The organism is Ornithinimicrobium murale (genome assembly GCF_003352835.1).
GTDB lineage: Bacteria > Actinomycetota > Actinomycetes > Actinomycetales > Dermatophilaceae > Ornithinicoccus > Ornithinicoccus muralis.
This window is the reverse complement of the sequence record NZ_QLVD01000027.1, coordinates 25,128-31,969: the sequence shown is the minus strand read 5'-3', so window position 1 is coordinate 31,969 and position 6,842 is coordinate 25,128. Positions and strand designations below refer to the sequence as shown.

At 70.6% G+C, this 6,842-nt stretch carries 7 protein-coding genes; all 7 read right to left on the bottom strand.

Annotated elements, in window-relative coordinates; translation table 11 throughout:
* Positions 1-378: 378 nt before the first annotated feature.
* The 7 genes from DPQ65_RS13165 to DPQ65_RS13135 all read right to left on the bottom strand — a co-directional run bounded on the left by DPQ65_RS13165 (position 379) and on the right by DPQ65_RS13135 (position 6,712).
* A complete protein-coding gene (locus tag DPQ65_RS13165; RefSeq protein ID WP_114907815.1) occupies positions 379-2,031 on the bottom strand; it encodes a helix-turn-helix transcriptional regulator in 1,653 nt (550 codons plus the stop codon).
* Positions 2,032-2,055: 24 nt separating this feature from the next.
* A complete protein-coding gene (locus DPQ65_RS13160; RefSeq protein ID WP_114907814.1) occupies positions 2,056-3,216 on the bottom strand; it encodes a flavin-containing monooxygenase in 1,161 nt (386 codons plus the stop codon).
* Positions 3,147-3,494 (bottom strand): hypothetical protein, encoded by a 348-nt coding sequence (locus DPQ65_RS13155; RefSeq protein ID WP_202863136.1) that lies wholly within the window; start codon positions 3,492-3,494, stop codon positions 3,147-3,149. The genes DPQ65_RS13160 and DPQ65_RS13155 overlap by 70 nt, the downstream gene beginning before the upstream one ends.
* Positions 3,495-3,612: 118 nt before the next feature.
* On the bottom strand, positions 3,613-4,368 hold the full coding sequence (locus DPQ65_RS13150; protein WP_162802218.1) for an META domain-containing protein: 756 nt from the start codon (positions 4,366-4,368) through the stop codon (positions 3,613-3,615).
* 69 nt (positions 4,369-4,437) lie between these two features.
* Complete coding sequence (locus DPQ65_RS13145) at positions 4,438-5,367, bottom strand: RluA family pseudouridine synthase (protein ID WP_114907812.1); 930 nt, start codon at positions 5,365-5,367, stop codon at positions 4,438-4,440.
* The gene (gene lspA / locus DPQ65_RS13140; RefSeq protein ID WP_202863135.1) at positions 5,364-6,146 is read right to left on the bottom strand and encodes a signal peptidase II; all 783 of its coding nucleotides are present in this window, start codon (positions 6,144-6,146) and stop codon (positions 5,364-5,366) included. Before lspA ends, DPQ65_RS13145 begins: the two co-directional genes overlap by 4 nt.
* Positions 6,119-6,712, bottom strand: coding sequence for a TraR/DksA C4-type zinc finger protein (locus DPQ65_RS13135; RefSeq protein WP_114907811.1), 594 nt, complete (start codon positions 6,710-6,712; stop codon positions 6,119-6,121). The genes lspA and DPQ65_RS13135 overlap by 28 nt, the downstream gene beginning before the upstream one ends.
* Positions 6,713-6,842: the final 130 nt, after the last annotated feature.

Genomic DNA, 6,842 nt, shown 5'->3' with positions numbered 1-6,842 from the left:
ACCAGAACACACCACACACCCACAAAGAATGCGCACCATGCCCCAGGACAGGGTAAAAATTGGCATCGATTACTGACACGCTGTTGAGTTCTCAAAGATCGGACACACACCACCCACCACACAAACCATTCCAGTCTGCACAGCGTTTGGGGCAACCTGTTCAGTCTAACTTGCCGGTCTCGCTTGTCCAAATCGGCTGCTCTCCGGGGAGAGCGCCCTGGCCAGGTCCATCGGCAAGGTTGTTCGCGCGGCATGGCCGCTGCGCCATGTAGAACTTTAGCACCGGATCCGCGGCGGAACCAACTCCGGGACAACAAGGGGTGACCGGTAGGCCTCACCGGGTCCATCAGTGCAGGTCAGAGGCCCGAGCGGGGGCCATCACACCAGTTGGTGCTCGTGGGCATACGCCGCCGCGGCGGTGCGCGAGCGCACGTCCAGCTTGGCGAAGATGTTGCTGAGGTGGCGGGCCACGGTCCGCTCGCTCAGGAAGAGCAGGTCGGCGATCTCCCGGTTGCCCCGCCCCGAGGCCACGAGGCGCAGGACCTCCACCTCCCGGGCGGTCAGACCCGTGGGGCCTGCCGGGCTGGGTGTCCCCGGCTCGAACAGGGTGCCGGCCTCCTGCAGGAACGCGCCCGCTCCCAGTTGCTCGAAGATAACCCGGGCCTCCTCCAGCTCCCGACTGCACGACTCACGGTCCCCCAGAGCTTCGAGGGCACGGGCGAGGACCAGCCGGGAACAGGCCCGCTCGAAGACTGCTCCGATGCTGGTCCACAGCTGCATCGCCTTGCGGGCATAGGGCAGGGCAGCCGCAGGGTCACGGCCGGCCAGCTCGGCGTGCGCGTGAGCGTGGGCTGCGGCTGCCGCGACCGGGAGGCACCCGGTGGCCTCGGCCAGGTCATCGAGCTCGACCACCAGGCCCCGTGCCTCGTCGGTCTGCTGCGCCCGCAGCAGGACCTCGACGGCGGCCGGCAGCAGGGCGATCCGTCGAGTGGGCACCGGCGTCTCGCCGAGGCACCGTCGGACGGCCGCAAGAGCCGCATCGGTCCGGCCCTGGCGCAACCAGAGGCGGGCGAGGCCGGGCTGCGGGTCGCAGCCAAGGGCCAGGGCGTCGCGGTAGGCCTCCTCGGCACCCGCCAGGTCGCCCCGGAGCTGGAGCAGGTCGCCCCGCTCCCGTTCGCTGTTGCCGGCGGCAGCCGACTGTCCCAGCAGCTCATATCGCGCTCGTGCGGCGGCGAACTCCGTGATCGCCTCGGGCCAGTGCCCGTGGAGCGCGAGCACCTGTCCCCGGTGCAGAGAACAGGCCCCGGTGAACTCGGCCAGGCCCGGCTGGTCGGAGCACCAGGTCTGCAGGGCCTCGACCCACTGACCCATCCGCTGGATCTCGCCGATCTCCTGGCAGCCCTCGATGGCGGTGCAGTAGACCTGCCCCGCGATGAACGGGGTCGTCTCCCCCGCCAGCACCCCGGCAACCGCCTCATCCAGCAACGCCAACCCCCGGACCACCTCCCCGCCATAGATCGCCAGGCGTCCCTGGGCCACGGTCCCCAGGGCGATCAGGTCCGCATCGTGGTGCTGGTGCCCGACCGCGGCGATCTCCTCGGACAGGGGCTGGATGTCGCCGAGCCGACCCGCGGCCAGTGCCTGCTGCACCTCCAGCACCGCCACATAGCCCCGGCACCACGTCCGGTCGGCGTCCTCGGTCGCGGACATCTCGGCGAGGGTGCGCTGAGCTCGTGCCAGCCACCCCTGGAAGAGCGACATCTGACCGGCACGCTCGAAGACGACCGCCAGCAGGAAGGCCGTGCGCAGGGCCTCGGAGGCGGCGCCCGCCGCGGTGTGCAGCTGGTGGGCGCGCTGCAGCGCTCGCACGGACCCGCCCAGGTCACCGGCGAGATGGGCCGCCGTGCCGGCCGCGACGAGGTCGGCAGCACTCTGCCCCTCCAGGGCGGCCTCTCCGCCGCCGGGAGGTGCATGGCTGCGCTCACCGCGGTCGGCTCCGATCCGCAGGGCACGGGGCTCGTCGTGGTTCATCGCCCAGGTCCTCCACCTCGGAGGTTACTCCTCCCGGTTCGGGTGGAGCTGCCGGCGGGTGGGCACGGCGACGGGGCGGGCGAGGATGCGGCGCACCAGATAGTCCGCGTCGCGCCCGACGCCGTGCAGCAGCATCGAGGCAAAGGCGTACTGGTAGGACAGCCCGCAGAAGAACACGCCCTCCACGTCTTGGGCCACCCCGCGGAACTCCCGGGGCCACCCGGTCTCATCCAGCACCGGCAGGTCGAGCCAGGAGTAGTCGTGCCGGAACCCGGTGGCCCAGATGACGTTGGCCACCTCCAGGACCGTGCCGTCGTCCAGCTGTGGCTGCCCGCCGACCGTTCCCACCACGCGCGCGTGGGTGCGCGTGACACCGGCGTCCCGCAGGTCCGCGCGCTTGACGCGGAGCATCGGGCCGCCGTGGGCCAGGACGTCCTGCCGCTGGCGGCGCCCCACCGGGGTCCGCCGCGTCATCACGTGCCGCTGGACCTGGAGCAACACGGACATGGCGACCCGGAAGCCTGGGCTGTCCCAGGACACCGGGATCTGCCCGGGGTCCCGGCCGGCCAGCGTCGTGGGACGACTCGCGGCCAGCTCCAGGGCGATGTCGCACCCCGAGTGCGCGGCGCCCACCACCAGGACGGGCCCCTCACGCAGCTGCCCGGGGCGGCGGTACTGGCTGGAGTGCAGCTGCAGGATCGCCGGGTCGAGGTCAGCGGCGCAGTCCGGGACCGACGGGGTGCGACCGAACGAGCCGGTGGCGATGACCACGTTCTGGCTGTGCACCGCCCCGGTCGAGGTCTCGGCACGGAACCCACTGCCCTCCCGCCCGAGGTGACCCACGCGGGTGTCGAGCCGCACCGGCAGACCCAGCTGTTCGGCATACTGCTCGAGGTAGTCGCCCACCTCGTCCTTGCCGGGGAAGTCCCAGGCCGCACCCGGGAAGGCCAGCCCCGGCAGGCTGTTCCAGGCGTTGGGGCTATAGAGGGTGAGCGAGTCGTACTGATGGCGCCAGTTGTCACCGACGCGGTGGGAGCCGTCGACCACGAGGCAGTCGCGACCGGCTTCGGTGAGCAGGTGCGCGGTGGCCAGGCCGGCCTGCCCCGCGCCGATGATCAACGTGTCAGTGAGGTGATCCGGGCCGGTGCTGGCTTCGGTGGTGGTGTCGGGGTCGGTGGTGGACATGGGTTCCTCCGGTGGGGAGCGCCGGCGAACCGCAGGTAGAGCACCAGCATCACCGCGGAGGTGACCGCGTAGAAGCTGTGCAGTACCCAGATCGGACCGGCCGGCAGGCTGAAGACATACAGGGAGTGCACGGCGTTGCCGCCGTTGGCCAGGAGCAGGTTGCCCAGGCTGTAGGACTCCAGGTCACGGGTCATCACGGCCTTGCCGACCATCGGCAGCGCAGCGCCGACGAAGAAGACGGTCGAGACAAGGCCGGCGAGAACACTGAGACCGGACATGCTTCGACGCTAGGGCTGCGGGTGCGTGGCTCGCGTCGGTCAAACTGCCCATCTGTATGCCGTGGGCATGGGTCATTCCGGCCACCTCACCGGTGGCGCGGGCTGGCCCGGCGGGGGCTCAGGGAGCGGTGGTGGTCGCCGGTGGTGTCTGGGTGCGGGTCGGGCCGGCAGTCTTCGTGGGGCTGGCGGTCCTCGTGGGGTCCGCGCTCTTCGTCGGCTGCTGGGTCCCCGACGTGCCGGCCGCCGGCTGGCTGGTGGTTGAGGCACTGTCCCCGTTCGCGACGACCACGCGGCTGAAGGCCAGCGTCGTGCCGTCCTCGACGGTGAGAGTCAGTCGCGACCCGTCGATGCGGTAGTCCAGCGCCTCGGCGCCCAGCAGCCCGACGAGCACGGCCTCGAGTGCGCCGGCCGCGCCCTCGCAGGCGCGCAGCGTCATGGCGATCGGGCTGAGCGTGATCTGGTCACCGCTCACCGTGTAGTCGCCGCCTCCGGTGTTGCAGCCGGTGTCGACGGCGAGCGATCCGTCCGCCTGGAAGGTGAGCCGCGGCACCTGCTGGCCCGAGCTGGTCGCCCCGGCGGCGTCCTGCAGATACGTGGTCTGCAGCCGCCACGTCCCGACGAGCCGGTCGGCAGCTGGGGGCTCTTCCGTGGCCGGGGGCTCCTCGGTCGTCGGCGCCGCGTCACCCGTGGTCGGCGCCGCGTCACCGGTGGTCGGCGCCGCGTCACCGGAGGTGGGCGTCGACGGCGGGGACCACGAGCCCGGGCTGTCCACGACAGAGCAACCGGTCAGGCCGAGGGCGAGCACCAGCCCGATGGCCGGGAGGCCGGACCGCAGACGGGCAGGGACGGGGCGTTCTGTGGGAGTCCGGTTCACAACCACCAAGCCTGCCCTCAGACGGCGTTCCTGTCGAGTGCGCTCAGCTGGCGATCCTGTCGAGTGCACTCAGCCGGCGATCCTGTCGAGTGCACTGCGGAGGTCCTCGGGGTATGGGCTCTCGAACGAGACGTAGTCGCCGCTGCCCGGGTGCTCGAAGCCCAGCTTGACGGCGTGCAGCCATTGGCGCTGCAACCCGAGCTCGGCGGCCAACTTGGGGTCGGCGCCATAGGTCAGGTCGCCGCAGCACGGGTGGCGCAGCGCCGAGAAGTGCACCCGGATCTGGTGCGTGCGGCCGGTCTCCAGGTGGACCTGCAGCAGGCTGGCCCGGCGGTGCGCCTCGAGCAGCTCGTAGTGCGTGATCGAGTGCCGTCCCTCGTTGCGCACGGCAAACCGGTAGTCGTGCCCGGGGTGTCGCCCGATCGGTGCGTCAATGGTGCCCTCGTGCGGATCGGGCAGCCCCTGCACGAGCGTGTGATAGGTCTTGTCGACCACCCGGTCCCGAAAGGCCTGCTTGAGCACGGTGTAGGCCCGTTCGGACTTGGCCACGACCATCAGCCCGCTGGTGCCCACGTCCAGGCGCTGCACGATGCCCTGTCGCTCCGGGGCACCGGAGGTGGAGATCCGGTAGCCGGCCGCGGCCAGTCCCCCGACGACCGTCGGCCCGCTCCACCCGACGCTGGGGTGCGCCGCGACGAACGCCGGCTTGTCCACGACGACCATCTCGGTGTCGTCGTGCACGATGCGCATGCCCTCGACGGGTTCGGCGCGGACCGCGAGCTCCTCCGGCTCGCGCGCCGGGGGCAGCACGACCTCGACCCACTCACCGGCCTGCAGCCGGTCGGACTTGCCGACGGCGCGACCGCCGACGCTGATGTGTCCCTCGCTCGCCAGCTCCGCGACCTTGCTGCGGGACAGGCCGAGCAGCCGGGAGAGCCCGGCGTCGACCCGCTCACCCTCCAGGCCGTCCGGGACATTCAACGTCCGACTGTCGGTCACCTGTCATCCCCATTTTTGGGGAGGTTCGGACCGTCCGTCGCGCCTTTTTGGGGAGATTCGGACCACTCCCCAACCTCAGCGTGGTCAGCTGCAGCGTGGTCAACTGCAGCGTGGTCAGACCCGGTCGCGCTGTCCCCAGCCTCGTCAGCCCCAGCCTCGTCAGCCCCAGCCGCACTGGCCGCCGCATGGCGCCCGCGCTTCTTCCGCGGCTTGTCGTCCTCGTCGGAGGCCAGCGTGCCGTCGGGGTTGATGCCGCGCAGCGCCAGCAGTCCGATCAGGATGGCGGCGGAGGTGATGCCGATGTCGGCGATGTTGAAGATCGGGAAGTTCGGCAGCATCAGGAAGTCCACGACGTGGCCCTTGCCGAAGCTGGGCTCGCGGATCAGCCGGTCGGTGAGGTTGCCCAGTGCCCCGCCGAGCAACAGGCCGAGCCCGATCGCCCAGGCCAACGAGCCGAGGCGGCGCGCGTTCCAGATGATGACCACGCACACCGTCACCGCCAGGATCGTCAGGAGCCCGGTGGACCCGGTGCCGATCGAGAACGCGGCACCCGAGTTGTAGGTCAGGTGGAACTGCAGCAGCTCCCCGATGAACGGGTGGGTGGACCCGTCGGACAGCGCGTCCTCGGCGATGTTCTTGGTGATCTGGTCGGTGGTCACCCAGGCGACCGCGATAGCCAGGACCAGCCAGAAGAGGGACCGTCGGTGTGGCCGTGCTGGGGAGTCCGTGGCGTCGTCCCCGGCCTCGGGGGTCAGCGCCGCTCCTGCTTCTGCTTGCATGTCAGACACAGGGTCGCACGTGGGAACGCCTGGAGCCGCATCTTCCCGATCGCGTTGCCGCACGACTCACAGGTGCCGTAGGTGCCTTCCGCGATCCGCTCCAGCGCACGCTCGATCTGCTCGAGCAGTTCCTTGGCGTTGTTGGTCAGCGACAGCTCGTGCTCGCGCTCCCAGGTGGCGGCCCCCGCGTCGGCCTGGTCGTCGCCCGACCCCTCGCCGCTGTCGCGCATCAGCTCGGCCAGATCGGCCTCGGCCTCGTCCACCTCGGCCTGCAGCCGGCGCTGGTCGCTGTCCAGCTCGGCGCGCACCTCGGCGAGCTCCGCAGCCGTCCACGGGTCCTCCTGCTCGAGCACCGGCAGGTCGACGACCTTGGCGGCGGCGGCCTTCTTCGTCGCGGACTTGCTGCTCCCCGACCGACCCTTGGCGGCGGTCGGACGCGCCGAGTTGCGTGCCGGCGCGGCCTTGGTGGCAGTCGTCTTCCGTGCCGCGGCCTTCTTCGTCGAGGACTGTGTCGCGGTCTTCTTTGCCGTCGACTTCGCGGCAGCAGCGCCATCCTTGCCAGCCATGCGACCCCTTGCTCCGAACGTCACGAAACCTGACGCCGATTGAGTCAGGTCCGCGAAGAATAGGTGCTCAGGGGGGCGAATGACAACCCTGTAAGTGAACATTTGTCGGCGGCAGGCAAGTTCGGGGTGA